The 1,657-nt window shown below is 67.5% G+C and carries 1 protein-coding gene; it reads left to right on the top strand.

The window, feature by feature from the left end; translation table 11 throughout:
• Positions 1-1,642, top strand: a 1,642-nt coding sequence (locus tag NQU54_RS48460) for an IS4 family transposase (RefSeq protein WP_306279888.1), incomplete at its 5' end; no start/stop codon positions are given.
• Positions 1,643-1,657: the final 15 nt, after the last annotated feature.

Here is a 1,657-nt window from a genome sequence, read left to right as displayed (position 1 = left end):
AGCTCCGTTGCCTGTTCATTGTGTCTCGCCGTCGGCGCTGACGGCCATCACCCGTACGGTGACTGTGGCCACGGGCCGGTTCGCTCCCGGACATCTGGGAGAACTGACGCCCATCATGCCGTTCGAGCTGGTCGACGCGGTCTTGTCCGAGACCAGGACCGTGCAGCGGCGGTTGCGTGATCTGCCCTCGCGGGTCGGCGTCTACTTCCTCCTGGCGATGTGCCTGTTCCCCGAGATCGGCTACCGGCTGGTCTGGGACAAGCTGACCGCCGGCCTGTCGGGGATGCCGATCGTCTGCCCGAGCACGAAAGCGCTACGCGATCTGCGCCGCAGACTCGGCAGCGCACCGGTGCGGGTGTTGTTCGAGGTGCTGGCCGGGCCGTTGGCCCAGCCGACCACACCGGGGGTACGGTTCGGCCCGTACCGGACGGTGTCGTTCGACGGCTGCAGCTCGATCAAGGTGCCCGACAGCGAGCGCAACCGGGGCTGGCTGGGGCGGTGCCCGCGTGGCGGCTATCCCCAGGTCGAGCTGATGACACTGGTCGAGACCGGCACCCGGGCCGTGATCGGAGCGGTCTTCGGCCCCACCCGGGAGGGCGAGACCTCATACGCCACCAGGTTGTCGCACCATCTGCACCCCGAGATGCTGGTGCTGTGGGACCGGGGCTTCGACAGCAACGACTTCCTCGCCGCCGTGCACGCCACCGGCGCACGAGTCCTGGGCCGCATTCGCCAGCGCCGCCGCCCACCGGTCCTCCAGCCGCTCGCCGACTCCTCCTACCTCTCGGTCATCGGCGGCGTCCCGGTGCGCATCATCGAAGCCCGGGTGAGCGTCACCTGCACCGACGGCAGCAAATTCGAGGGCCCCTACCGTCTGGCAACCACACTCCTGAACGTCCGCCGTTACCCCGCCGACCGCCTCGTGCACCTCTATCACGAGCGCTGGGAGCACGAGAGCGCCTACTACGCCTTGCGCCACACCATCCTTAACGGACGAGTCCTGCGCTCGCACGACCCGGTCGGCGTCGAGCAGGAGATGTGGGCCCTGCTCACCCTCTACCAGCTCCTGCGCCGCACCATGGTCGAGGCGGCGGAGTCCAGGCCGGGCACCGATCCCGACCGCTGCAACTTCACCATCGCCCTTCAAACCGCCCGCGACCTGCTGGTATGTGCGCAAGGAGTCTTCGAGCAAGGTATCGGAGAGATCGGCCGCCGAGTCCTGTCGGCACTGTCGCCCGCACGGCGAACTGGCATCAGCACCCGCAAGGTGAAGTCACCCATCTCCCGTTACGCGGAAAGGAAGCTGGACGGCCGCCCCGACGGCAGCAAGGCCGTGACCTCGACGACGATCACTCTCCTGCCGCCCCCATCACCGGAGCCCGTACTGCCCACGTCGACCGTCCGGGAGAACACCGGCAACGGCAAACCCGGCAGCCGCATGGCACGTGTCCTTGCCATCATGCAGTCAGAACCCGAACGGCTATGGCGCTCAAGGGAGATCGCCGAGCTCCTCGGCGACGTCACCCTCGCCGCCACCTATCGACAACTCGCTCGCTGGACCGAGAGAGGAATGATCAAGAGAGTCCGCACGGGCTGCTACACGGCAATTGCGAATCCTTTGCGTGGCCTGCGGAAACGCTAACTACCCGGCCTTGGG

It is taken from the genome of Streptomyces malaysiensis subsp. samsunensis (genome assembly GCF_024519315.1).
Lineage (GTDB): Bacteria > Actinomycetota > Actinomycetes > Streptomycetales > Streptomycetaceae > Streptomyces > Streptomyces malaysiensis.
The sequence above is the reverse complement of the archived record's forward strand: the minus strand, read 5'-3'. Positions and strand labels throughout refer to the sequence as shown.